The 22,765-nt window shown below is 68.9% G+C and carries 23 protein-coding genes; 9 read left to right on the top strand and 14 right to left on the bottom strand.

Annotation, left to right across the window (positions count from 1 at the left end; all coding sequences use genetic code 11):
* Positions 1-12: 12 nt before the first annotated feature.
* The 6 genes from IRT45_RS20065 to IRT45_RS38040 all read right to left on the bottom strand — a co-directional run bounded on the left by IRT45_RS20065 (position 13) and on the right by IRT45_RS38040 (position 4,331).
* Positions 13-780 (bottom strand): ABC transporter permease, encoded by a 768-nt coding sequence (locus tag IRT45_RS20065; RefSeq protein WP_309241066.1) that lies wholly within the window; start codon positions 778-780, stop codon positions 13-15.
* A complete protein-coding gene (locus IRT45_RS20060; RefSeq protein WP_194807377.1) occupies positions 777-1,922 on the bottom strand; it encodes an ABC transporter substrate-binding protein in 1,146 nt (381 codons plus the stop codon). The genes IRT45_RS20065 and IRT45_RS20060 overlap by 4 nt, the downstream gene beginning before the upstream one ends.
* On the bottom strand, positions 1,919-2,650 hold the full coding sequence (locus IRT45_RS20055) for an ABC transporter ATP-binding protein (RefSeq protein ID WP_194807376.1): 732 nt from the start codon (positions 2,648-2,650) through the stop codon (positions 1,919-1,921). Before IRT45_RS20055 ends, IRT45_RS20060 begins: the two co-directional genes overlap by 4 nt.
* The gene (locus tag IRT45_RS20050; RefSeq protein ID WP_194807375.1) at positions 2,626-3,657 is read right to left on the bottom strand and encodes an acyl-CoA dehydrogenase family protein; all 1,032 of its coding nucleotides are present in this window, start codon (positions 3,655-3,657) and stop codon (positions 2,626-2,628) included. Before IRT45_RS20050 ends, IRT45_RS20055 begins: the two co-directional genes overlap by 25 nt.
* Positions 3,654-4,175, bottom strand: coding sequence for a DUF4242 domain-containing protein (locus IRT45_RS20045; protein WP_194807374.1), 522 nt, complete (start codon positions 4,173-4,175; stop codon positions 3,654-3,656). The genes IRT45_RS20050 and IRT45_RS20045 overlap by 4 nt, the downstream gene beginning before the upstream one ends.
* 108 nt (positions 4,176-4,283) lie before the next feature.
* Positions 4,284-4,331, bottom strand: coding sequence for a hypothetical protein (locus tag IRT45_RS38040; RefSeq protein ID WP_369689943.1), 48 nt, complete (start codon positions 4,329-4,331; stop codon positions 4,284-4,286).
* Between the two features lie 96 nt (positions 4,332-4,427).
* Between IRT45_RS38040 and IRT45_RS20040 the strand changes: the two genes are divergently transcribed.
* From IRT45_RS20040 to IRT45_RS20030, 3 genes are all read left to right on the top strand, one after another.
* Positions 4,428-5,030 (top strand): helix-turn-helix domain-containing protein, encoded by a 603-nt coding sequence (locus IRT45_RS20040; protein ID WP_309241065.1) that lies wholly within the window; start codon positions 4,428-4,430, stop codon positions 5,028-5,030.
* 76 nt (positions 5,031-5,106) lie between these two features.
* A complete protein-coding gene (locus tag IRT45_RS20035; RefSeq protein WP_194807372.1) occupies positions 5,107-5,877 on the top strand; it encodes a trans-aconitate 2-methyltransferase in 771 nt (256 codons plus the stop codon).
* A gap of 88 nt (positions 5,878-5,965) precedes the next feature.
* The gene (locus IRT45_RS20030) at positions 5,966-6,139 is read left to right on the top strand and encodes a hypothetical protein (protein ID WP_194807371.1); all 174 of its coding nucleotides are present in this window, start codon (positions 5,966-5,968) and stop codon (positions 6,137-6,139) included.
* A 27-nt stretch (positions 6,140-6,166) separates the two neighbouring features.
* Here the strand turns inward: IRT45_RS20030 and hpnE are convergent, their stop codons facing one another.
* On the bottom strand, positions 6,167-7,591 hold the full coding sequence (gene hpnE, locus IRT45_RS20025; RefSeq protein ID WP_194807370.1) for a hydroxysqualene dehydroxylase HpnE: 1,425 nt from the start codon (positions 7,589-7,591) through the stop codon (positions 6,167-6,169).
* A gap of 154 nt (positions 7,592-7,745) precedes the next feature.
* On the opposite strand from hpnE, the gene IRT45_RS20020 reads away from it, so the two are divergent.
* On the top strand, positions 7,746-8,441 hold the full coding sequence (locus IRT45_RS20020) for a class I SAM-dependent methyltransferase (protein ID WP_194807369.1): 696 nt from the start codon (positions 7,746-7,748) through the stop codon (positions 8,439-8,441).
* Positions 8,442-8,452: 11 nt separating this feature from the next.
* Here the strand turns inward: IRT45_RS20020 and IRT45_RS20015 are convergent, their stop codons facing one another.
* The 4 genes from IRT45_RS20015 to IRT45_RS20000 form a co-directional block, all read right to left on the bottom strand.
* Entirely contained in the window at positions 8,453-9,418 is a 966-nt protein-coding gene (locus IRT45_RS20015; RefSeq protein ID WP_194807368.1) for an ABC transporter substrate-binding protein, read from the bottom strand.
* A 61-nt stretch (positions 9,419-9,479) separates the two neighbouring features.
* On the bottom strand, positions 9,480-10,238 hold the full coding sequence (locus tag IRT45_RS20010; protein ID WP_194807367.1) for an ABC transporter ATP-binding protein: 759 nt from the start codon (positions 10,236-10,238) through the stop codon (positions 9,480-9,482).
* Position 10,239: 1 nt separating this feature from the next.
* Positions 10,240-11,091, bottom strand: coding sequence for an ABC transporter permease (locus IRT45_RS20005; RefSeq protein WP_194807366.1), 852 nt, complete (start codon positions 11,089-11,091; stop codon positions 10,240-10,242).
* 52 nt (positions 11,092-11,143) lie between these two features.
* Entirely contained in the window at positions 11,144-12,475 is a 1,332-nt protein-coding gene (locus tag IRT45_RS20000) for an aryl-sulfate sulfotransferase (protein WP_194807365.1), read from the bottom strand.
* A gap of 155 nt (positions 12,476-12,630) precedes the next feature.
* On the opposite strand from IRT45_RS20000, the gene IRT45_RS19995 reads away from it, so the two are divergent.
* On the top strand, positions 12,631-13,671 hold the full coding sequence (locus tag IRT45_RS19995; protein WP_309241064.1) for a LacI family DNA-binding transcriptional regulator: 1,041 nt from the start codon (positions 12,631-12,633) through the stop codon (positions 13,669-13,671).
* Between the two features lie 39 nt (positions 13,672-13,710).
* On the opposite strand, the gene IRT45_RS19990 is transcribed toward IRT45_RS19995, so the two are convergent.
* The gene (locus IRT45_RS19990; RefSeq protein WP_194807364.1) at positions 13,711-14,520 is read right to left on the bottom strand and encodes a DUF2382 domain-containing protein; all 810 of its coding nucleotides are present in this window, start codon (positions 14,518-14,520) and stop codon (positions 13,711-13,713) included.
* Positions 14,521-15,162: 642 nt separating this feature from the next.
* Between IRT45_RS19990 and IRT45_RS19985 the strand changes: the two genes are divergently transcribed.
* Both IRT45_RS19985 and IRT45_RS19980 read left to right on the top strand, forming a co-directional pair.
* A complete protein-coding gene (locus IRT45_RS19985; protein ID WP_194807363.1) occupies positions 15,163-15,459 on the top strand; it encodes a hypothetical protein in 297 nt (98 codons plus the stop codon).
* 661 nt (positions 15,460-16,120) lie between these two features.
* The gene (locus IRT45_RS19980; RefSeq protein WP_194807362.1) at positions 16,121-16,984 is read left to right on the top strand and encodes an AfsR/SARP family transcriptional regulator; all 864 of its coding nucleotides are present in this window, start codon (positions 16,121-16,123) and stop codon (positions 16,982-16,984) included.
* Between the two features lie 10 nt (positions 16,985-16,994).
* Here IRT45_RS19980 and IRT45_RS19975 read toward each other — a convergent pair whose 3' ends face one another.
* Both IRT45_RS19975 and accA read right to left on the bottom strand, forming a co-directional pair.
* Positions 16,995-18,353: an acetyl/propionyl/methylcrotonyl-CoA carboxylase subunit alpha gene (locus IRT45_RS19975; protein ID WP_194807361.1), complete on the bottom strand. Its 1,359-nt coding sequence runs from the start codon at positions 18,351-18,353 to the stop codon at positions 16,995-16,997.
* A 10-nt stretch (positions 18,354-18,363) separates the two neighbouring features.
* Complete coding sequence (accA, locus tag IRT45_RS19970; RefSeq protein ID WP_309241063.1) at positions 18,364-20,034, bottom strand: acetyl-CoA carboxylase carboxyl transferase subunit alpha; 1,671 nt, start codon at positions 20,032-20,034, stop codon at positions 18,364-18,366.
* Positions 20,035-20,246: 212 nt separating this feature from the next.
* Between accA and IRT45_RS19965 the strand changes: the two genes are divergently transcribed.
* Together IRT45_RS19965 and IRT45_RS19960 are read left to right on the top strand one after the other, a co-directional pair.
* The gene (locus IRT45_RS19965) at positions 20,247-21,515 is read left to right on the top strand and encodes a beta-ketoacyl synthase (protein WP_194807359.1); all 1,269 of its coding nucleotides are present in this window, start codon (positions 20,247-20,249) and stop codon (positions 21,513-21,515) included.
* Positions 21,512-22,726: a ketosynthase chain-length factor gene (locus tag IRT45_RS19960; RefSeq protein ID WP_194807358.1), complete on the top strand. Its 1,215-nt coding sequence runs from the start codon at positions 21,512-21,514 to the stop codon at positions 22,724-22,726. The genes IRT45_RS19965 and IRT45_RS19960 overlap by 4 nt, the downstream gene beginning before the upstream one ends.
* Positions 22,727-22,765: the final 39 nt, after the last annotated feature.

Genomic DNA, 22,765 nt, shown 5'->3' with positions numbered 1-22,765 from the left:
GTCGGGACGCGGTCAGCGCCGGTCCAGCGCCGCCCGGGCGAGGGAGTCCAGCACGAACCCGATCACGCCGATCACCACGATGACCGCCATCACCTGGTCGTAGGCGAGCTGGTCGCGGGCATTGAGGATCTGATAGCCGAGGCCGGACCGCACGCCGAGCATCTCCGCCGGAACCAGCACCACCCAGGCGATGCCGAGCCCGACGCGGAATCCGGTCTGCACCGGCCCGCGGATCGCGGGCAGGATCACCGAGGTCAACTGCTCACGCCGGGTCGCGCCGAACGACCGCGCCACCAGCAGCAGGCCCGGATCGATGGCGCGCACGCCCGCGGCGGTGTTCAGCACGACCGGCCAGACGGAGGCCGCGGCCACCAGAAAGATCACCGGCTGATGCCCGATCCCGAACAGCGCCACCGCGATCGGCGCCCACGACAGCGGTGAGATCATCCGCAGAAATTGCACCACCGGCGCGACCGCCGATTCGGTGGCGGCGTGCAATCCGAGCAGCAGCCCCAGCGGAACGCCGACGGTGACCGCGATCAGCAATCCCACCAGCAGCCGCCACATGCTCACCGCGATATCGGGGAGCAATACACCGCGATCGAACAGTCCGGTGATGGCTCCGGGCACATGCTGCGGCCCGAATTCACGCAGCAACGACTGCGGTCCGGCCACCAGATCGGTGAGTACCCACCACAGCACGATCGCGGCGACGACGGCGGCCAAGCGCGGCCACCAGGCCACGGCGCGCACACGTGGGTGAACGGCGACGGTATTCACGATGGATCGATCTCCTCGGTGCGGATGAGCCCCGCCGGCAGCCCGAACGCGGCGGGCCCGCCCGCACGGTCCAGGGCGGCCCGGACGAACCGGTCGTCGACGAGTTCGCCGTGCGCGCTCGCCGGATCGAGACGGGACAGGAAGCGGGTGTCGCCGTCGACGACGGTGTCGTGCATGGCGGTGGCCAGCGCGGCGGTGAAACTCGGAAAAGGGAAGGGCTGGAAGCCGATTCGCTGAGGGTGCCAATCGGGATGCCGGACCGGGATCCGGTCGGAATAGGTCAGCGCCTTGGTGATCGCGCCCAGCGGCTGTGGCAGGTACCGGCCCGCGAGTTGCTTCGCCGCCGCGGGGCGGTCGGCGCCGATCCGCCGCTGCGCGGCAATCACCGAATCCGCCACCGCCTGCGCGACGTCGGGCCGGGTGTCCAGCACATCCTGATGCATCACCAGCGCACAGCAGGCGTGGTCGCGCCAGATGTCGCCGAGAAAGCGGTGGATCCGTCCCACGCCGCGCAGTTCCGCCCCCGCGTTGAACGGGTCGGCGACGGTGAAGGCGCTGATGGACCCGTTGGCCAGGGCCGGGATCATATCCGAGGGGCTCATCACGATCAGCTCGACCGTGCCCGCGGAGCGCGACGCCGCTCCACGGATCACCGGTCGTAAACCGTTGGCGCGCAACAGCTGTTGAATCACGATGTTGTGGATCGACCACCAGAACGGGATCGCCACCTGTGTTCCGGCCAGTTGTCCCAGCTCGGTGATGCCGGGAGCGACGGTCAGCGCGGAACCGTTGGTGTGGTTCCAGCCCAGGATCCGAGCCGGCACGCCCAGCCCGAACCGCAACTGGATCGCCATCGGCATCAGCAGGTGCACGATATCGACTTGGCGGGTGAGGAATGCCTCGGCGAGCGCCGACCAGCTGCGGAACAGCACGGGCTGGGCGAGTTGGGTGCCGCGCTCGGCGATCAGCAGCGGGGCGGCGTCGGTGATCGGCAGATATCCGATCCGCAGCCGCTCACCGCTCGTACCGCGGCGGTCGGCCGCGGCCACGCCGAGGTCGGCCACTCCGGCCAGCCCACCGGCGGCGACGAGTCCGGCGCACCCACACAGCAGGCCACGCCGCGAGATCACGGGCCGTCTCATACCGCCACCGACATATCGCGATAGCGGTCGATGATGCTGTGGCGCAGCGTGTTCCGCTCGTCGTCCGAGGTGGGGCGCGGGAATTGAGCGCGCACGGTGCCGCCGTGTCCGATCAGCACGATCCGGTCGCCCAACCGCAGCGCCTCGTCGACATCGTGGGTGACCAGGACGGTGGTGCAGCCGAGGTCGGCGACCAGGGTGGCGAGCCAGTCCTGCAGGTCGGCGCGTACCGCCGGGTCCAGGGCGCTGAAGGGTTCGTCGAGCAGTAGCAGCCGCGGCCGCACCGCGACGGCCCGCATCACCGCGACCCGCTGCGCCTGTCCGCCGGAGAGCTGATCGGGCATCCGGTCGGCCAGTCCGGCCAGGCCGAAACGCTCGAGCAGTGCGTCCGCCGCCGCGGGATCGAAATCGCCGCGGTGGCGGTCGAATCGGCCGCCGAATCGGACGTTGTCGCGCACGGTCAGCCACGGCATCAGCAGTGGCTGCTGGAACACCATGCCGGTGGCCGGGTTCGCCTGCCGCCCTTCGCCCCAGCCGATGCTGCCGCCGTCGAGCCGGTCCAGTCCGGCGATGATCCGCAGCAACGTCGATTTGCCGCTGCCGCTGGGGCCGAGAATCACCAGCGACTCGCCCGTCGCGATCTCCAGATCGACGCCGTCGAGGACCGGTGCGCTGTGGTGGGCGTAGCTCTTGCGCGCGCCCGCTAGTCGTACTGCGACAGTTCCCATCGCAATTGGCCTTCCGAGGGAGATTGAACGGGCAGGAAGGCGGCCTCACGGAACCGCCGATTGGTATCGCAGCCACGCGCGAATCCGGCGCCGCCACGCAGCGTCGATTCCAGCCGGGTGGCATCCACCGCGGTCCGGGACGCGTCGAGCCGCAACCGGATCAGATCGGCCGGCGCGACCCGGCCCGGATCGATGGCGAAGTCGTACAGCCGCGCGCGCACCGAGTCCTGCCGGGCCGCCAGACCGGTGTGCTCGCCGCGGAATGGGGCGCCGAGGCCGTCGAGCAAGCCCGCGGCCTCGGCCACCGATCTGCCCGCGATGCCGCTGCAGAACGCGGTCTGCAGGAGCAGGAATATGGGCCGGATGGCGGCGCCGAAAAGAGGAAGATCCGTGGTTACGACCTGCTCGTCGGGCACCTCGACGTGGTCGAAGATCAGCGCGGTCGAACCGGTGGCGCCCAGTGCCAGCAGTTCCGGCGCGGGGCGCACCCGCACGCCGTGGGCACCGGCGGCGACGACGGCGACACACCCCGCGCCCTCCCGATCGCGGTAGGGAAACACGATCAGCGCGTCATCGAAGACGTTGGAGGCCCAGGCGATCGGCCCCGAGACCGAGCGGGTGGCGCCCGCGTCGGCCCGCAGCGGCAGCTCGCCGAGGCCGGCGAGGTGTTTGAGTGCCGCGGCCATCGCGGTGACGCCCATCAGGCGCCCGGACGCGAGGTCGTCCAGGTATCGCGCCTGCACCGATTCCGGTGCGCGCCGGACGTATTCGAGGGTCATTCGCTGGGCCCACAGCGAGAATCCGGCGGCGAGGCTTTCGGCGGCGACCTCTTCCACCACGGCTGCGAACTCGCGAATATCGTTGTCGCCCAATCCGATCGAGAGCAGACCGCGGGCCCCGATCTCGGCGATGTCGGCCCGCACGTCGGTTGTGGCGGCATCGAGCGCGGCGGCGCGGTCGCGCACGAAGGCGGCCACCGCCGCCCGGGCCGGTGCGGAGACGGTCATGTCCGCGGATCCGCGAGCGTGTGCAGCCGGTCGACCGGGGTGCTGACCGCATCGCGCGCCCGGCGCACCGCCGCCTCATCCGGCGCGTCGTAGAAGCACAGGCATTTGGCCGTGTCCTCGCGCACGTAGGTGCGCAGGAAGCTGACCTCGGGGACGTCGGCGTATTTCGGCGCATTGGCCTTCTTGCGCGCGAGGTAGGTGTCCATGTCGATCTCGGCCGGAATATCCCATTCGACCAGGTATCCGGCGGCAGGCCGGGCGGCTTTGACGGTGGCGAGGTCGGCGCCGACCAGCCGCACCTGGTGGGGCCCGTCGATCGCGGCCGCGAACACCTGGTCCGCGGCCAGTGCGGGAGCGGCGCATCCGGCGAATTCGGCGATCGCGAAGATACGCGCCGCACCGGTGGTGACCTGCGCCTCGATGAGTTCACCGCCGGCCTTGTCGGCGTGCGCGCCGAATTCGCCGATGGTGCGACCGGCCTCGCCGGTGGGCACGAGTTCGTACAGATACAGGGACATCGACAGCCGCCTTTCGGAACAGGCTCGGGGATGGGCTCGACGGCCGCGCGGATACGGCGGCCGGAGATGTGCGCGAACGTACGACGTCTCGCGGGAAACGCGGACGCCTCAGCGCCGGTGGCGACAGGCAGCGCCCGCCACGCGCACGAGATCCACGTGCAGTCGGCGGGTGAGGTTGCTGCGGGTCACACGTTCAGACTAAACATATACAGAACGTTCTGTCTACTCCGAGGAATGGTTATGGTGGAAGACGTGGCCACAACAACGGAGCCGGCCGAGCGGCAGCAGTCGACCCGGCGCGGCAAACCCGCGCCGGCGCAGCGCCTCCTGGACACCGCGACCGACCTGTTCTCGCGCTACGGCATCCGCGCGGTCGGCATCGACCGCGTCCTGGCCGAGGCTGGGGTGGCGCGGGCGAGCCTGTATCAGAGCTACGGCTCCAAAGACGCTCTCGTGCAGGCTTATCTGGAACATCTCGACCGCCGCGACCGCGGCCGCTGGGACGAGGCGGTGGCAGCGGTGCGCGAACCGGTGGACAAGGTGTTGACATTCTTCGATCTCGCACTGGCCTCGGCGCCCACCAAGGGGTTCCGGGGCTGCCAATACGCCAACGCGGCCACCGAATTTCCCGATCAGGCACTGGAACCGGTTGTGGCCCATCGCCGCTGGATGCTCGACACCCTGACCACCCTGCTCCGCGAATGCGGCAGCGCCGATCCCGAGGAGCTGGCCGGACGACTCCAGCTCGTGTACGACGGCGCGCTGTCGGGATCGAAATTCGCCCACTCGCTCGAACCGCTGCGGACCGGCCGTAGTCTCGCCGCGCAGATGATCACCCAGTCACTGCCACGATGACGGCGAGCCGAATCCGGCACCCAGCGGTAATATAACGCTCGTACGGTTTCGCACCTTCGGCGAGTGGGAGCGGTCCATGTGGGATCCCGAGAAGTACCGCAGTTTCGGCGACCATCGCTCGCGGCCGTTCTTCGAACTGGTGGCGCGCATCGACGCCAGGAACCCGCGCCGGGTGGTCGACCTGGGATGCGGTCCCGGGCAGCTCACCGGCGTGCTGGCGCAGCGGTGGCCGCGGGCGCGGGTCGAGGCGTTCGATTCCTCACCCGAAATGGTCGCGGCGGCAAGAGAATCGGGCATCGACGCCGCAGTGCGCTCCGCCGAGGAGTGGCAGCCCGCACCCGATACCGATGTCGTGGTGACCAATGCGGTGCTGCAGTGGGTGCCGACACATACCGCGCTGCTGCCGCGGTGGATCGCGGCCCTGCCGTCCGGGGCCTGGCTGGCGTTGCAGGTGCCGGGCAACTTCGACGCCCCCTCCCATCTCGCCATCCGCGAACTCGCCGCGCGCGAAGAATGGCGTCCGCGGCTGGAATCGAGCGGCATCCTGCAACCGCGCGACGTCCTCGATCCGAGCGGCTACGCGGCGCTGCTCACCGCCGCCGGATGCACGGTCGACGCCTGGGAAACCACGTATCTGCAGCGTCTGACGGGCGACGATCCGGTCCTCGAGTGGGTGACCGGGACGGCCCTGCGACCGGTCCGAAGCGCACTCGACGACGCGGCATGGGCGGCGTTCACCGCGCAACTCGTCCCGCTCCTGCGCGCGGCCTATCCCCAGCGCACGGACGGAACGACCTGGTTGCCGTTTCGTCGGGTCTTCGCCGTGGCACATAAATCCGGCGACTGACACCTCCGAATGGCCTGTGCCGCAACGCATGCCGCACCGGACGGACAACCCGGGTAGCATTGGTGCGACGATTCCGAAGGGGGACATCATGTCGTCGAACAGTCACCCGGAGCAGGCCGACGATCCACGTGCCCGGTGGCGTCACCTGCCCGCCGAGCCCGCCTACTACGTCGAGGAGACGGATGTCGTCGGGAGCTCGTCGAGCTACACGGTGCCCGCCGTCGACCCGGCCCAGGACTTCGTTCGGCTCTACGGCGCTTGATCCTGCCGCTTGCCGCGCCGGACGGCGCTAAGTCAGGTAGCGGCGTACCGCGTCGACTGCGCGCCGGCCGCTCTCGGCGGCGGATTCCATGGTGGAGGGCAGTTCGGTGCGTGTCCAGTCACCGGCGAGGAACAGGCCCCGCACCGGGGTGGTCTGGTCCAGGCGCAGGGATTCGAAGCCCGGATGCGCCGAGAAGGTGGCCTGCGGTTGGTGAATCACCTTGGTGCGCAACACTGTCGCGGTCCGCGCCTCGGGATAGTGTTTGCGCAATGACTCGAGTGCGGCCGCGACGAACGCCTCCCCCGGTAGGTGCACCACTTCCCAGGACGCGCTGACCGCCAGCGAATAGCAGTAACCGTCGCGGTGGTCGCCGTCGTGCATTCCGCTGCTGTCGAACACCCACTCGATGGTGGTGTCGCGCAGATTCTCGGCCAGCCGCACCATCCGCAGCGGACTGTCCAGCCAGACGTAGACGCTCGAGATCGGCGCGGGCTCGATCTTGCGCGCGGGTGCGAAGAATTCGTGGCTGCCGAGCGCGCTGCGGTCCAGCAGGGTGGTCAGCGACCACGGCGGCAGCGTGAGAATCGCCGCGTCACAGTCGATTCGCCGCCCGTCGGCGAGCCGCAGCCCGGTCAGCCGATCCCCATTCGGGCCCGCGTCGAGTTCCACATCGACCAGTTGCGCCCCGGTCACGATGCGCGCGCCGCGCTCCCGCAGATACCGCTCGGCGGGAGCGACGAACAGCTCGTGCAGGCTGACTCGTGGCCACACGGCGTCGCCCGCGCGGATATTGCCCGCCAGCGCCCGCCGGCCGATGAAATGCAATGCCTGCGCGAAGGTGAAGGCCGAGACCCGGTCCGGCTTTTCGTTGAGCAGACCGATCACCAGCTGGTCCAGGCTCAGCCGCCGCAGGGAATGCGGAACGTCGAGCTCCCGGAACCACCGGTCGACGGTCATCCGGTCCAGCTCCGGCGACGGATTCCAGGCGGCGGCACCGATTCGCAGCCAACTGCGCAGCGCCGGAAGACGATCGCGCAGCGGAATCGGCGGCCAGGCCATCCACGCCAGGCCCGCGGTATTGCGGACCAGGGCCGGCAACCAGCGCGGTCCCCGGGTGGTGAGCAACCGGCCCGGACCGGTGCGGATCGCGAAAGGTGGCGCGTCCCAGCATAATTGGTCGGCGGTGCCGATGGTGTCGACGTAGCGCAGCAGGGCGTCGTAGCAACCGGCGAACAGATGCTGACCGTTGTCGACCAACTCGCCGACCCCGGCGACGTCGAAGGAGAATGTCCGCCCGCCGAGCCGGCCCCGCTTCTCCACCAGGGTGATGTCGAATCCCTGCTCGGCCAGCCACACGGCGGCAGACAGCCCCGCCAAGCCCCCGCCCACCACGGCGACATGCCGCGCACCCGAACCGGGAATGACGAGAGACTGAGTATCTATTTCACTCATCCGCTCATGCTACGGGGAACCGGTACCGGACGCCGGGTTATCGAGCCACGCCCGGAACAAGCCCCTACCGCCCGCGCCCCGGCACGAGGCGCGGCCGTAGCATCGAAATGAGCTCCATCCATGTCTGATAGCCCCGACCGATCCGGAGGACATCATGACCACACCGGGCGATTTCACGTTCGAGGATGCGTACCAGGGCGATGCCGGCCCGTTCTCCGGCGCCAAACCGCCCTGGAGTATCGGCGAGCCGCAGCCGGAGCTGAAAGCGCTTGCCGAACAAGGCAAATTCCGCGGCGACGTCCTCGACGTCGGCTGCGGCGAGGCCGAGATCTCGCTGTATCTGGCCGAGCGCGGCTTCACGACGGTCGGGCTGGACTCCGCCCCGACCGCCATCGAACTGGCCCGCGCCGAGGCCCAGCGGCGCGGACTGACCACCGCCACCTACGAGGTCGCCGACATCACCTCGTTCACCGGCTACGACGGACGCTTCGGCACCATCGTCGACAGCACCCTGTTCCACTCGATCCCGGCCGACCAGCGCGACGCGTATCAGCGAGCCATCGTTCGCGCCGCGGCGCCGGGCGCGTCCTACTTCGTGCTCGTCTTCGACCGTAAAGCGCTACCGAATCCACCCGAGGGTTTCGGACCCAGCCCGGTGACCGAAGACGAGTTGCGCGACGTGGTGTCGAAGTACTGGGTCATCGACGACATCCGCCCGGCACGCATCCACGGCAACGACCTCCCGCGCGACGAGCGGTCACCGGTCCGATTCGACAACATCCGCGACGAGCCCGGCGGCCGCGTCTCGGTCCCCGCCTGGTTGCTGCAAGCCCACCTGGCTCTGGCCTGACCGGCGCCGGCCTACCCGCCCTGCGGCACGAACTTCGATTCGGCGAGGGCCTGATAGTCCGGCAGCTGGGCCGCTTTGTCCAAGGAACCCTGCGATTTCGCCCAGTCGGCCAACGTCGTCAGGGTGCCGGCGAGATCGGGTCGCAGCTGGAGGCGGAAGTCGAACTCGGGCAGGATCTTCCGGATGAGGTCCGCCGACAGCTGAGTCGATGCGGCAACCGCGGCGATCGCCGGCTCGGCTCCGGAGGTCAGCCGGGTTCCCGCCTCGCCGAGGGCCGCGAAGAAGGCGGTCAGCGCATCGGGTTTGCCGGTGACGGCGTTGTCGGTGGCCAGGTACAAGCTGTGCTGGCTGTAGGTGCCGCCGGCCAGTTCTACCGCGTCACCGCCGAGCGCGTCGATCACCTGGGCCTGGTACGGCTGGAAGATCGCGACCGCGTCCACGTTGCGCTGACCGGCCGCGGTCACCATCGCCTGCGGTGCCACCTGCACCAGCTTGGCGCCGACATTGCTGTGCGACAACGCGTTCGACGCGAAGTACGCCGCACTGGTACCCAGCGGCGTCCCGACGGATCGGCCGCCGAGATCCGACACAGACGCGATTCCCGCGCTGCGCCGGGCGACGATTCGCGAACCCTCCCAGCGCGATCCGTCGCCGACGATGCGCAGTGCGGGCGAACGGGTCAGCGCCGCCGCGGCCGGGACGTCCGCGGCGGTGGCGATATCGAGTTGGCCGGCGGCGAGCGCCTGCAGCGCCTCGACCCCGGTGGAGAAGTTGACGACCTTCACCTTCACCCCGTGCCGGTCGAAATATCCGCCCTGCTGCGCCACCGGTATCTGCGCCCAGGAGGGATCGACGACGAAACCGACGGTGAGGGTGTGGGGATCGGAGTCGTCGGCGCCGGTGCATGCCGCCAGCGGGACGATCAGCGCGACGAACGCGAGGACTGCGATCACGGCGCGGGACATCAGTGTTTTCACGAGCTTCTCTTCATCTGGGGACGGGTGTAAAACGTTGCGATACAGGGGTTTCGAGAATGCGTCAGGGCACCGAACGCACGATTCCGAGTTCGTGGTGCAGGCTGCGCCGCAGACCGCTGTACCCGGGTTGGTCGGCGAGCGTATCGGCGGGCCGCGGACGGGCCAGCGGATTCGTGATCAGGTCGACGATCCGCCCGTCGCGCAACACACCGATGGTGTCGGCCAGCCGGATGGCCTCGTCGACGTCGTGGGTGACGAAGACGACGGTGCGTTGCAGCCGGGTCCACACATCGATCAGCAGGTCCTGCATGTTGAGCCGGGTGAGTGCGTCGAGGGCGGCGAACGGTTCGTCCATCAGCATGATCTCGGGTTCTCCGGCGAGCATGCGGGCGATGCCGACGCGCTGGCGCATACCGCCCGACAAGTGACTCGGCCGCAGTCCGCCGACATCAGCGGGCAGACCGACGAGGTCGAGCAGTTCCGCGATGCGGTCCCGCCGCTTCCGTGCGGCGACTCCGTGTGCGCGCAAAGCGAATTCGATATTCGCCGCGACGCTCATCCACGGGAACAGCACATCGCGCTGGAACGCCACACCCCGACGCGGATCAGGACCGGTTACCCGCTCCCCCGCATCGGTGACCGTGCCGGAGGTGGGTGGCAACAGGCCCGCGAGGCAGTGCAACAGAGTGGATTTGCCGCTGCCGGAGGCGCCGACGAGGACGGTGAACGAGCCGTCGGGCACCGTAAGGTCGATACCGCGCAGCGTGGGTCGCTCCGTGTTCGGGAAGCGCACCACCAGATCGCGTGCGGCGATCGCCATCTCAGTTCGCCTCCTTCGCCCAGCGCACCACCGGAGCCGTCAGCGCCGCGATCGCCAGATCACAGGCCGCGCCGAGGACACCGAGCACGATCAGGCAGAAGATCAGCCGGTCGGCCTGGGAGAACAGCTGCGCTTGATAGATCCGATAGCCGATTCCCGCTGTGGTTCCGGTCATTTCGGCGACGACGATCAGTACGAACGCCATCGCGGCACCGACCCGGATCCCGCCCACCACGTCCGGCGTCGCCTCCGGCAGCACGATCCGGGTGAGCGTATGCCATCGGCTCGCACCGAGACAGCGCGCGGCCTGCAGATAGTGCTCCGGCGTGCCGGCGAATCCGGAGTGGCTGTTGATCCAGACCGGGACGAACACGCCCAACGCGATGACCAACACCTTGCTGTTCTCGCCGAGCCCGAACCACAGAATGGCCAGCGGAACCAGGCCGATGGTCGGGATCGGCGAGAGCAGCCGCAGCACGGGCTGCAACACCGCGCGGCCCACCCGGGTGGTCGAGGTGGCGATCGCGGCGAGTACGCCCGCGGCCACGCCGACCACGAGACCGAACAGCGCGCGCTGCAGACTCGCGGCGATATCGGGCAGCAGCAGACCGTCGCTCCACAGCGCCTGCCCCGCGCGGGCGATCTGCGGCACGGTCGGAAACAGCTGGCGCGGAAAGCTTCCCGATGCGGCCACCAGCGACCACACGAGTGCGGCCAGTACCAGCCCTGCCGCAGTGCCGCCGACGGTCCGCCAGTGCCGCGGCAGCCGTGCGATCCGGATGCGATCGCGGCGCGGCGATGCCGGGGCGGGTGGCCCGGCGGTGTCCGGTGTGGTGCGCAGACTCGATGTCATGGGTCGAACTTCCTCGAGTGGATGACCGGCGGCCCGGCCGGTGAGAACCGGACTAGGCGCCCGGAGGAACAGTGCCACGCAGGTCGACGGCGACCGGGGCGGATCGCGGCGCGCTGATCGGCACCCAGTCGAACGGAACCGCCTGCGCCCGATAGACCATCGGCGTCGCACTGAGGCGGTCCACACCCGGCACGCGGGGCTCCCGGACCTCCGGTTCGCCCGCGACGCCGAGCCCCTCGTAGGGCGAGACGTACTCCCAGACCACCTGGCCCTGCGGCGTCACCTGGAAGATGCGCCCCTGCATGCCCTCGGTGATCAAGGTGTTGCCGTTGGGCAGCCGCTGCGCATTGCTGACGAACGAGCTGAAGAAGGTCCACGACGGCAGACCGGAATCCTCGGCGGTGTACTGCCAGACGATCTGGCGCGTCGACGGATCCACCTCCAGCACACGGGATCCCGCGTAGATGCCCAGCGGTGCCGGCGGATAACCGGCCCCGCCCTGGTTGTCGAAGATCAGAATGTTCCCGGCGCCCGGCAGGCCGTCGGCGATGAGGTGTGGATTGTGCTGCCCGGAGATCTGATCCAGCGGCCGCGGCACCTTGTGCGCGTTGATCCGCTGGTGTTGCGCTCCGGCCTCGGCGTTGAAGTACGGGCCCAGCCGCCACACAACGGCTTTCGTGGTCTTGTCGATCAGGGCGACGACATTGGCCTTGCGGCAGCTGATGAGGATGCTGTCCGGGTGGAAGACCGTGTGCGGGTCCGCGCGGTGCCAGTGATTGGGGCCCAGCGATTTCGCGCTGTTGATCTCCAGGTAGCCCCACGGATCGTCCGGATCGCGAAGCACCGTGGCGCGCAGCGCATCCCAGCCGGCCTCGGAGAACCCCAGTTCGTGCAGGTGGTCGCCGGCGCGCCACTCCCACACGATCGCCCCGTCGGGGTCCACCTCGTAGAGTCCTTGATCGCCGACCGGATCGGAACCCAGACCGGGCACGATACGTGGGATGGTGACCAGCAGCAGCCGGTTGCCGTTCGGCAGCAACTCCCAATCGTGATTCTGCCGGGCGGCGCCGGCGGGCGCCTCCCGTCCCCATTCCCACACCTTCTCCCCCGACCAGTCCAGTTGTCCCACAGTGCGATTGGCGTAGATGCCGCCGCGCGGGTCGTCGCCGGGCTCGAGTTGCACTCCGACGTCGCCGAGCCGGCCGTTGTTGAGTGCGGGGTCGAGGATGCGCGGCGGCACCCCGGCGAACGGCCACTCCCGGTGCACGTCGCCATTGAGATCGATCAGCCGGGTGACACCGTCGGCCCCGGTGAAGAGGATGTAACTGTCGTGCGCCGGCTCCGGGTCGTGGTAGGTGACGCCGGTGAGTCGTACGAAGGCCATGCAGTTCACTCCATCAGTCACAGGTTGAGCGGGCGTGTCGCCGATGTTACGAATCTAATCGATTTGCGCCGCAGATCAGCCGTCCGGAGACTGTAATGATCCGGATGATTTCAAGTCTGGCCGAGCGAGGGCGAACCGTTGAGGATGGAGCGAATGTGACTGTCAAACGCGCGACTCTCGCCGATGTGGCCCGCCGGGCCGGCACCTCCACCGCTGTGGTCAGTTACGTGCTCAACGACGGCCCGCGGCCGGTCTCGGAGTCGACGCGCGCCCGGGTGGTGGCCGCGTTGGACGCGCTCAACTATCGGCCGGATCGGGCCGCGCGTGCGCTGCGCCGGCCGCGACGGTGGCGGCATCTCGGACTGCTCGTGCCGGATGTGCGGATGCCACTGTTCGCCACTCTGGTCGGGCACATCGAGGCCGAGGCACGCCGACGCGACCATCTGACCCTGATCGGCAATACCGGTTACGACCCGGAGCGCGAGATCGAATTCGCCTCCGCCTTCACCGATTCCGGTATCGAGGGGCTCATCGTGGTGGGCGGCGCCAACGGCCGTGCCACCGCCGAACTGTGCCGCCACGCGCGCATCCCGATCGTGTGGGTCCACAACAACCGTGACGAGGTCGAGCCCGACGTCGTGGGCGCCGACCACATCCGGGCCGGCGCGTCGGCTACCCGGCATCTGACCGACACCCATCGCCGCGGCGATGTCGTGTTCGTCGGCGGCTTCACCGCCGGCGAAGTGGCACACGGCGACCGCGAGACGGTCGCGCAACGATACGAGGGATATCGGTCGGTCGTCGGCTCCGAGCGGGCGCGGCGGATCGCCACCGATCTCACCCCTGCCGGCGCCTATCACGCCGTCGGGCGCTATCTGGCCGGCAACCCGGCCCCGGACGGACTGGTGGTCGGCACCTACGCGCAGGCCGCCGCGACCCTGCGCGCCGTCGCCGACGCGGGGTTGCTCGTCCCCCGAGACCTCTCCGTGGTGGGCTACGACACCGATACGTCCGACACCTACGCGGCGGTCACACTCACCGCCGTCCGGCAGCCGATCGACGTCATCGCACGCCTGGCGCTGTCCCGCGTCCTGGATTCGGACGAGACTTCGGATCAGACGCAGCCACCCGGCCCGCCGGAACCGATCGTGACCCACCTGGCGATCGGCGAAACCTGTGGCTGCGCAACCCGATAGGGCCGGGCCCGGTCCGGGCCCGGCGCACACCGTCAGTGGTCAGCGTTCGTCCGGGTAGCGGCGATCGTCGTAGCGTCCCGGATCGGTGCCCTCGGTGTCGATGCGCTCCTTGCGCACGGTGTCGCCGACGGTCTCCTGTTCCTCGACGTCGTCGACAGCCAGGCGCACCCGCTCGACCGGCACCGTCTCCTTGTCCACGGTCACCCGGTCACGGTGCAGGGTGACTTCCTGTTCCTCGTCGCCCAGAGAGGTCCGGCCGTACGCGCCGGCGTCGGTGACCGGTTCGCGTTCCACACGGACCTCTTCGTGGCTGGTGGGCACCGTCACGGTCTGATCCTCGGTCACGACGTACTTGCGCAGGCGCGCGGTGCCTACCTCCTCACGCCGCGTATCGACGTTCAAGCGTTCCTCGGAACGGATCAGGCCCTGGTCGCCGGTGGGATCGGTGGCGGCGTGGCGTCCAGTCGGGGCGGCATCGGGTCGCGCGGTCCCCTGCCCGTCGCGCATCGCACGGCCGTAGGCGTCCCAGCCGGAATGGTTCGGGTCGACGTGATAGTGGCGGAACAGCTGTTCCTCGCCCTCCCGGCTGATGTGCCCGTCCTGTTCGACGGCGGGCGCGGATTTGACCATTTCCTTGTCCACATTCACCCGCAGCGCGTCGGACTGCGGATTGTGCTGCGCCCCGACCAGCGGCACCAGCGAATCGTGGCGGAACAGTCCCGTGGACACCGATGCCCAGGTCGGCGAACCGGTTTCGTTGTTGACGTAGATGTTCTTGACCTTGCCGATCTTGTCGTCGTGCGAGTCGTACACGGTGCTGTCCATCAGAGTGTCGAGCTGTCCGGTCATGGTTGCTCTCCTCCTCGGTACGGATGGGATGGATTCATCGGGGATACGCCGGTGTGACCGGCTGTCGCCCCCGGCAGCCCAGCATGTTCGGCTACACGTCGGCAGGTACCCGGCAATCTTTCAGCGAAACCCGCGGGGCGGGCTTGAACTTCGATTCGATCAAGCTCGCGCGGGCCGATCACGAGCCGGCGGCGCCCTGGCCGCACACGCCCGGCGACCGAATCGGGCTTGTGGCACCGTCGGATCCGGTCGAGCAGCCGCCGATCACAGGGTCAGCCTCCGGGGGCGAATACCCAGCGCAGGCGCGTCACCGCTGGAAAGTCTGGGCAACATGTCACCACGCCGGTGATCGCCCAGCTACCGGCGGGCCTGAGGTTGACGATATCGCTATTCCTTACGACAACCCAGTAGGAGTCTGCCACTTGGCGAGTTTGCGACAAGGGATACCCGCACCACATATCTATCGCCGTCACGCTGCGAACCCCTTGGCCGCCAGCGGTTTTCCGACCGGTGCCACTGCCGCAGACCTGGCGCGTCACGCCCGCCGACAGGTAACGGCCCGAAGCGCCTCCGCCACGCGTCTCGGTGGCGAATACTGATCGGTGTCCCGGTGGCGTCATCACCGGGACAGCGAGGGTGCTTGTGGAGTTGCGACGAGGCTGCGAGCTTTCGATTCCGACCGTCCTCGCCGCCGCGTGTGTCGCGGCTGCCGCAGTCGCTCCCGTCGCCGCGGGCCCGCCGCTGCCGGGCACGGTGGATCTGCCCTGCGCGGCGACGACCCTGCATCAGGACGCCGCGTGGTATCGGCCCGCGGGCACGCCGCGCGGCTTGGTCCGGCTGCAACACGGCTTCGCCCGCGCGGAGGGCAACGTCGCCACACTCGCCGAAACACTGTCGGCCGCAGGATATCTCGTCTTATCCCCAGCCTGCCGTTCCTGAACCTCGACGGCTGCACCCTGCAGAACCTCGGCGACAACACCGGTGTCGCACTCGCCGACCTCGCCGCCACCGACCGTCCCGTCCTCACCGTCTCCGGTCCACCCGCGCTGTGCAACAACTTCGGCAGCGGAACCGCCGTCCTGCGGGCACATCTCCATCGCCGCTTCCTCGACGTGCGCCTCACCACCGGCGAACACACCGACGACGAAGGGCCCTCGAGCGATCCGCTGGGCGAATTGCTGTGCGGGACACCAAAACTGGGGAACATGGCAGCTCTGCAGCAACTCGCCACCAGCTGGACCGGTCACTATTTCGAGGGCACCACCGACTATCCGGCCGCCGCCGCGCCGCCGTCGCCGCACACCTCGCCGTGCCCCTCGCCGGAGCCTGACGGCACCGGCGGTCCGCCGTACCGCCCGGATTGCGCTCGGCGGCAACCGGTTCCGGCGAGGGGTCGGCCGCACAATCACCTAGTCGAGCGTCCAAATTATTCTTCACCTGCGAAAACATATGTGAGAACAAGACGGCCGTACGGCGTTAACGGTATGATCACAGTGGGTTTACGGTCACGCCACAATGCCCTCGGTACTCTGAAACGGACTACAGCGACGTACGAATTCACGCTCACCGCACAGCAATTCATGCTACAAGGGGACGCTACGTGTCGAATCCTGTGTACGCCCGCGTTCTGGGCCCTTTGACCCTCGCCCTCGACAATCGCAATGCGACGCCGACCGCCCAGAAACAACGGCAATTGCTGGCATTGTTGTTGATTCGGCATTCGACGGTGGTTCCGGTCACGACACTCATCGAAGAGCTGTGGAACGACGATCCGCCTCGCAGCGCGATCACGGTCGTGCAGACCTATGTCCTGGGAATACGAAAGAAGATGGCGCACTATCTGGAGGTCGATCAGGGCGAAATCGCGGACAGATATCTCCGCACCTGGAGCAAGGGTTATATGTTCGACGCCCAGGACTGCGTACTCGATGTGCGCGACTACCGCACGATGACCGATGCCGCCCGGTGCGCGTTGACTGCCGGTGACGATCTGCGCGCGGTGGATCTGTTCACCGCGGCCGAAGCGCTGTGGACCGGTCCGGCGCTGCTGGACGTCGAATGCGGCCTGCCCTTGTCGGCCGAGTTGTCGCATCTGGAACAGGTGCGGCTGACCGACCTCGAACTGCGCATCGAAGCCCAGCTGCGGCTGGGCCGCTACCGGGAAGTCTGCCCCGACCTGGCACGACTGACCGCGGAGCAGCCCCTGCACGAACGACTGCAGGCGTACTACATGTACGCGCTGTGCCGTTCCGGCCGTCGCCATCGCGCCCTCGAGTCCTACCACGAATTCGCCCGTTCGCTGCAGCGGGAGCTCGGCCTGGATCCCTGCGTCAAATTGCGCCGATTACACAGCGACATCCTCAACGCCTCCGACGAATCGGTGACCCTGATGCTCGAACGCCGCCACGCCGGATATCTGATCGGCTGGCAGGCGGGCGCGGAACGCTCGGCCACGCCCGCCTGATCCGGCATTCTCATTCCGGGGCGGTACCCTCGAACATTTCCTCCACCAGAGCGGTCGTATGGGTACCGGCTCGGAATTTCGGTTGATCGAGGACATCCAGCAGGAATTCGCGCGTGGTGCACAACCTTTCGCCACCGACCCGGAATTCGTCCAGCGCCCGGTTCATGCGCGCTATCGCGGCCTCGCGATCGGGCGCCCACACGATAACCTTCGCGAGCAGCGAATCATAGTTCGGCGGCACCGAATAACCCGCGCGGATATGCGTGTCGACTCGGGTGAACGGACCGCCGGGCGCGGTGAATTCGGAAATTTCGGCAGGCGTCGGCGCGAATCCGGCCGCCGGATTCTCGGCATTGATCCGGCATTCGATCGCGGCGCCCCTCGGCTGAATGCGATCCTGCGTCCATGCCAGCGGTTCGCCGGTGGCGATCCGGATCTGCTCGGCGATCAGATCGATACCGGTGACCATTTCGGTGACCGGATGTTCGACCTGAATTCGGCAATTCACTTCCATGAAGTAGTAGTTGCCGGCCGAGTCGAGCAGGAATTCGACGGTGCCGGCTCCGGTGTAGCCGGCGGCGAGGACCCCGTCGACCGCGGACCGGCCGATCCGGGCGGCCAGCCCATCCGGTAGCCGCGGCGCCGGCGACTCCTCCACCAGCTTCTGGTGCCTGCGCTGCACCGAGCAATCCCGTTCGCCGAGATGGACACCCGCGCCGAAGGTGTCGCACAGCACCTGGACCTCCACGTGCCGGGCGCGGTCGAGATACCTTTCGACATACACGCGGCTGTCGCCGAAGAGCATGCGGGCCGTGGCCCGGGTGTCCCGGTAGGCCCGGGCGAAATCGGCGCCGTCGTGCACCACCGCCATCCCGCGCCCGCCGCCACCGGCGACGGCCTTGATGATCACCGGGTACCCGATCCGGTCCGCAAGAGCCTGCGCCTCGTCGAATTCGAGCGCGTCGAGACTGCCCGGAAGCAGCGGCAGTCCGGCTTTGGCCATCAGCGTGCGGGCCGACTGCTTGTCACCCAGCTCGGCCATGACATCCGCGGGCGGTCCGATCAGCGTGACCCCGGCGGCCCGGCAGGCATCGGCGAAATCCGGTGACTCCGAGAGGAATCCGTAGCCGGGATGGATGGCGTCGGCGCCGGTGATCTCCGCGGCCGTCAAGACGGCGGCCGCATCGAGATAGCTGCGCTTGGCCGCGGCCGGACCGATCCGCACGGCCTCGTCGGCGAATTCCACGACCGCCGAATCGTGGTCGGCCGACGAATAGACCGCCACCGTGGGCACGCCCATCTCACGGCAGGTACGGGCCACCCGCAGCGCGATCTCACCCCGGTTGGCGATCAGAATCTTGTCGAACATCGTGCCTCCCTCACGCCGCCGTGCGGGCAGCCACCGGAACACCGAAGCGACGGAATCGGGCGCGCCGCTCGGCCGCCAACTCCTCGCCGCTGCGCCCGATCAAGGCCCGCAGCGTCTCGGCCAGGGCGCGGTGCAGCCGCTCGGCCGCCACGCGTGGCGCCGCGGCGCCGTCGTGGCCGGGCAGGACACCGTCGACGATGCCCAGCCGCAGCAGCTCGCGGGCGGTGATGTGCAGTGCCGCAGCGGCTTCGGCCGAAGCGCTCGGATCGTTCCAGACGATGGCCGCGCATCCTTCGGGGCTGATCACCGAGTAGACCGAATCGGCCAGCATCAATACGCGATTGGCGACCGCGAGCGCCAGCGCGCCGCCGCTGCCGCCCTCGCCGATCACCACGCTGATCACCGGAACGCGCAAGGCCGACATGAGCCGGATGTTCTCGGCGATGGCCACGGCCTGCCCCTGCTCCTCTGCGGTCGCACCCGGATAGGCGCCCGGGGTGTCGATGAGCGTGACGACCGGCAACCCGAGCTTTTCGGCCAGGCGCATGAGCCGGGCGGCCTTGCGATATCCCGGCGGCGTGGGCATACCGAAGTTGCGGGCCATGAGCTCCTTGGGATCGTGGCCCTTCTGCTGGCCGATCACCATCACCGGCCGGTCGCCGAGCCAGGCCGGACCGCCCACGACGGCGGAACAGTCGGCACCGATGCGGTCGCCGCGCAGTTCGAGGAATCCGTCGAATGCGAGGGCCACGTAGTCCAAGGCGGTGGGCCGGGTGATCTCTCGCGCCCGGCGGACCTGCTCCCAAGCCTCGGTCTCGGGCAGCGAATGCGGATCGGTGACGATCTCCGCCGCCGCACCCGGTTCGCCGGTGGGGTCGACCGGACCCGCGACGCGCAGCAACGAACCCAGGGTGGCGCGCAGGCCCGAGCGGGGCACGATCATATCGATGAGGCCGTGCTCGAGCAGGAATTCCGCGGTCTGGAACCGCGGGGGCAGTTCCTGGCGGATCGTCTGCTCGATGACCCGGCGCCCGGCGAAGCCGAGCCGGGCGCCGGGTTCGGCGATCAGCACGTCGGTCAGCGTCGCGAACGACGCGGCGACACCGCCGTAGGTCGGATCGGTGATCAGGCTGACGGTGAGGATGCCCGCGCGATCGAGCTGCTCGAGCGCGGCACTGGTCTTGGCCATCTGCATCAGCGACAGCGGCCCCTCCTGCATGCGAGCACCACCCGACGCGGTGACCAGCAGCAGCGGAATACGTTCGGCCAGAGCGTATTCCGCCGCCACCGTGATCATCTCGCCGACCGCGGTGCCCAGACTGCCGCCGAGGAAGCGGAAGTCCATGGCGACGACGACGACCGCGGCGCCCTCGATACGCGTGATCGCGCACACCACCGCGTCCCGCAGCCCGGTGCGCGCCCGCGCACCGGCCAGCCGGTCGGCATACGGCACGACATCGTGGAAGTTCAGCGGGTCGTCCTCGGTGCCGGCGATCGGCAGCGGCTCGAACCGGCCCTCATCGGCCAGCTGGCGCAAGCGCTGCTCGGCCGACAGGGTGGTGTGCCGGCCGCATTCACCGCAGACGCCCAGGTCGCGGTCGAAACGCTTGCGATACAGCGGAATCCGGCAGCCCGGGCACAGTACCCAGTCCGCGGTGGGGGAGCTTGGCGGCGTCTTCACGGGGGTCTCCTGTGCTCGATCGGCCACGGTCAGCCGGACCGCAGCGTCCGGTGTGCTCAGGTTCGCGCCGCGTCCTCGAGGACAGCTCGATCGCGGTGCTCGAGCGGGGCTAGAGCGGCCCGCTTCACCCTGATCGTGATCTCGGGGACTTTCGGGACTCTTCGGCGAGAAGGGACAACAGCTGTGTACGCCAATGCATTCGGAGGTTCGTTATGAACCGTCGCGTCGTCGTGACCGGGCTCGGGGTGCGTGCGCCCGGCGGCAACGGCAAGGACGAATTCTGGAAGCTGCTGTCGGACGGGCGCACCGCCACCCGCCGGATCAGCTTCTTCGACGCCTCCCCCTACCGGTCCCAGGTGGCGGGTGAGGCCGATTTCGACGCGGCCCGGGAAGGGTTGTCGCCCAGAGAGATTCGCCGCATGGATCGCGCCGCACAGTTCGCGGTGGTGTGTGCCCGCGAAGCGGTGGCCGACAGCGGTCTCGGCATCGACACGCTCGATCCGCAGCGTATCGGTGTCAGCCTCGGCAGTGCCGTGGCCGCGGCGACGAGCCTGGAACAGGAATATCTGGTGCTGTCGGACTCCGGCCGCGACTGGGTGGTCGACGAGAAACACGTCTCGCCCTACATGTTCGACTACATGGTGCCGAGTGTCATGCCGGCCGAGGTGGCGTGGAGTGTGGGCGCCGAGGGGCCCGTGGCCATGGTGTCCAACGGGTGTACGTCGGGACTGGACTCGGTCGGGCACGCGGTGCAGTTGATCCGCGAGGGTTCCGCCGACGTGGTGCTGGCCGGCGCCGCCGATACCCCGATCACGCCGATCGTGGTGGCCTGCTTCGACGCGATCAAGGCGACCACGCCGCGCAACGACGACGCCGAGCACGCCTCGCGGCCGTTCGACAACTCGCGCAACGGTTTCGTCCTCGCCGAAGGCGCGGCGATGTTCGTACTCGAGGAGTACGAGAGCGCCCGCCGCCGCGGCGCGCACATCTACGCCGAGATCACCGGCTACGCGACCCGCTGCAACGCCTACCACATGACCGGTCTCAAGGCCGACGGACGCGAGATGGCCGAGGCGATCCGGGTGGCCCTCGACGAATCGCGGGTCGATCCCACCGCCGTCGACTACGTCAACGCGCACGGCTCGGGCACCCGCCAGAACGATCGCCACGAAACCGCCGCGGTGAAGCGCAGTCTCGGCGAGCACGCCTACCGCACCCCCATGAGCTCGATCAAATCGATGGTCGGTCATTCGCTGGGCGCCATCGGTTCGGTGGAGATCGCGGCCTGCCTGCTCGCGCTGCAGCACCAGGTGGTGCCGCCGACGGCGAATCTGCACGAGCCGGATCCCGAATGCGATCTCGACTACGTCCCGCTCACCGCGCGCGACCACCGCATCGACACCGTACTGAGCGTCGGCAGCGGATTCGGCGGCTTCCAGAGCGCCATGGTGCTGCGCCGCCCGCAGGGGGTGCCGGCATGAGCGTCGTGACGGGAATGGGCGTGGTGGCGCCCAACGGGCTGGGCCTGGACCACTACTGGGATGCGGTGCTGGCCGGTCGCGGCGCGATCGCACCGCTGACCCGCTTCGACACCACCGGATTCGGCGCGACGCTGGCCGGCCAGGTCGCCGAGTTCGACGCCGGCACCTACTTGCCGAGCCGGCTGCTGCCGCAGACCGACGTCTCCACCCGGATGGCGCTGGTGGCCGCGCAGTGGGCTCTCGACGACGCGAAGGTCGACACCACCGCACTCACCGACTACGGCATGGGCGTGGTGACCGGAAACGCTTCCGGCGGTTTCGAATTCACCCATCGCGAATTCAACAAACTGTGGTCGCGTGGCTCCGAGCACGTGAGCGTGTACGAATCGTTCGCCTGGTTCTACGCGGTGAACACCGGCCAGATCTCGATCCGCCACGGTATGCGCGGACCGAGCAGCGCTCTGGTCGCCGATCAGGCCGGTGGCCTCGACGCGGTCGGGCACGCCCGGCGCACCGTGCGGCGCGGCACTCCCCTGGTGGTCACCGGTGGCGTCGATTCGGCGCTCGACCCGTGGGGCTGGGTCTCGCATATCGCGGCCGGAACCGTCAGCACCGCAACCGATCCCGCGCGCGCCTATCTGCCGTTCGACGCGCAGGCGGCGGGCAACGTGCCGGGCGAGGGCGGGGCCATGCTGGTGCTCGAGGACGCCGCGGCGGCCCAGGCCCGGGGCGTGCCCGACTGTTACGGCGAAATCGCCGGATACGCGCAGACTTTCGATCCGCCGCCGGGTTCACCGCGCCCGCCGGGACTGCAGCGGGCCATCGAGCTGGCGCTCGCCGATGCCGGACTGCGCAGCGACGACATCGATGTGGTCTTCGCCGATGCCGCCGGCGTGCCCGAGGCCGACCGTGCCGAGGCGGCCGCCCTCGACGCCGTCTTCGGTCCCGGCGGGGTCCCGGTGACCGCCACGAAACCGCTCACCGGGCGGCTGTTCTCCGGTGCGGGCCCGCTCGACATCGTCACCTGCCTGCTGGCCATGCGCGACGCGGTGATCCCGCCGACCGTGGCCACCACCGAACTCGCCGAAGGATGCCGGATCGACCTGGTCCGCGGCGAACCGCGCTCGGCCGACCTCGACGCCGGACTGGTCCTCGCCCGCGGCCGATGGGGTTTCAACTCCGCGGTGGTCGTCCGCGCGCACCCGCGCTGACCCCGCACAGCAATCGCAGTATCCCTCCGAACGCACTCA

Source organism: Nocardia sp. BSTN01, assembly GCF_015354405.1.
In the GTDB taxonomy this organism is placed as follows: Bacteria; Actinomycetota; Actinomycetes; order Mycobacteriales; family Mycobacteriaceae; genus Nocardia.
This window is presented reverse-complemented; position numbering and strand designations above follow the sequence as displayed.

Bases quoted from the DNA above. Each gene is read 5' to 3' on its own strand.
- IRT45_RS20060 (WP_194807377.1), bottom strand. From the start codon at position 1,922: ATGAGACGGCCCGTGATCTCGCGGCGTGGCCTGCTGTGTGGGTGCGCC.
- IRT45_RS20055 (WP_194807376.1), bottom strand. From the start codon at position 2,650: ATGGGAACTGTCGCAGTACGACTAGCGGGCGCGCGCAAGAGCTACGCC.
- IRT45_RS20050 (WP_194807375.1), bottom strand. From the start codon at position 3,657: ATGACCGTCTCCGCACCGGCCCGGGCGGCGGTGGCCGCCTTCGTGCGC.
- IRT45_RS20045 (WP_194807374.1), bottom strand. From the start codon at position 4,175: ATGTCCCTGTATCTGTACGAACTCGTGCCCACCGGCGAGGCCGGTCGC.
- IRT45_RS20035 (WP_194807372.1), top strand. From the start codon at position 5,107: ATGTGGGATCCCGAGAAGTACCGCAGTTTCGGCGACCATCGCTCGCGG.
- IRT45_RS20030 (WP_194807371.1), top strand. From the start codon at position 5,966: ATGTCGTCGAACAGTCACCCGGAGCAGGCCGACGATCCACGTGCCCGG.
- hpnE (WP_194807370.1), bottom strand. From the start codon at position 7,591: ATGAGTGAAATAGATACTCAGTCTCTCGTCATTCCCGGTTCGGGTGCG.
- IRT45_RS20020 (WP_194807369.1), top strand. From the start codon at position 7,746: ATGACCACACCGGGCGATTTCACGTTCGAGGATGCGTACCAGGGCGAT.
- IRT45_RS20010 (WP_194807367.1), bottom strand. From the start codon at position 10,238: ATGGCGATCGCCGCACGCGATCTGGTGGTGCGCTTCCCGAACACGGAG.
- IRT45_RS20005 (WP_194807366.1), bottom strand. From the start codon at position 11,091: ATGACATCGAGTCTGCGCACCACACCGGACACCGCCGGGCCACCCGCC.
- IRT45_RS20000 (WP_194807365.1), bottom strand. From the start codon at position 12,475: ATGGCCTTCGTACGACTCACCGGCGTCACCTACCACGACCCGGAGCCG.
- IRT45_RS19990 (WP_194807364.1), bottom strand. From the start codon at position 14,520: ATGACCGGACAGCTCGACACTCTGATGGACAGCACCGTGTACGACTCG.
- IRT45_RS19975 (WP_194807361.1), bottom strand. From the start codon at position 18,353: ATGTTCGACAAGATTCTGATCGCCAACCGGGGTGAGATCGCGCTGCGG.
- IRT45_RS19965 (WP_194807359.1), top strand. From the start codon at position 20,247: ATGAACCGTCGCGTCGTCGTGACCGGGCTCGGGGTGCGTGCGCCCGGC.
- IRT45_RS19960 (WP_194807358.1), top strand. From the start codon at position 21,512: ATGAGCGTCGTGACGGGAATGGGCGTGGTGGCGCCCAACGGGCTGGGC.